This window comes from Mesorhizobium sp. M00.F.Ca.ET.216.01.1.1, from assembly GCF_004010325.2.
Classification (GTDB): domain Bacteria; phylum Pseudomonadota; class Alphaproteobacteria; order Rhizobiales; family Rhizobiaceae; genus Mesorhizobium.
This window is the reverse complement of the sequence record NZ_SADR02000108.1, coordinates 1-503: the sequence shown is the minus strand read 5'-3', so window position 1 is coordinate 503 and position 503 is coordinate 1. Positions and strand designations below refer to the sequence as shown.

Sequence of the window (503 nt, the reverse complement as noted above, 5' to 3'; positions counted from 1 at the left end):
GACCGGCATGGCGCGCTATCGTCTGTTGCTCACCGGTGTGACCGGCACGGCCAATCTCGCCGCACCGCTCGAACCTCTTCAGCTGCGGCCTGAATTCCAGCAACGGACATGGCGGGCAGCGGACGGCAGCCTGCTGCAGGGCTTCGCCGGAAAGGGCGGCTTCCGGCTGACCGCCGGCAACTGCCTTACCCATATCTGCACGGCCAGCGAATGCAGCGAAGCCGGCTGGCCGGTCTATGCCTGCAGCGACGGGCGCAAGCGCAAGATGTCGGTCAAGAGCTTCGTGGCGGCAACATTCGACGGCGTCCCCTATCGACGGCTGAGCGCGCCGAAGGATCAATGATCTTCGCGGCGCGGACCGGTCTCCAAAAATCCATCTCACTTCACCCGAAGGTTGCGCATGCGTCGCGCCGCATGGCATCTGTCGGCAAATGACAAGCAAGCCCCTTCCACAGCCTTCTAAGCCGTTGCGGCGATCCGCCGCCGGGAAGGTCAGCCTCAAC

General features: G+C 64.6%; 1 protein-coding gene. It reads left to right on the top strand.

The features are described 5' to 3' along the window. On the top strand, nucleotides 1–343 hold a 343-nt coding region (locus tag EN859_RS35255), incomplete at its 5' end, for a hypothetical protein (protein ID WP_189502478.1). Nucleotides 344–503 lie beyond the last annotated feature (160 nt).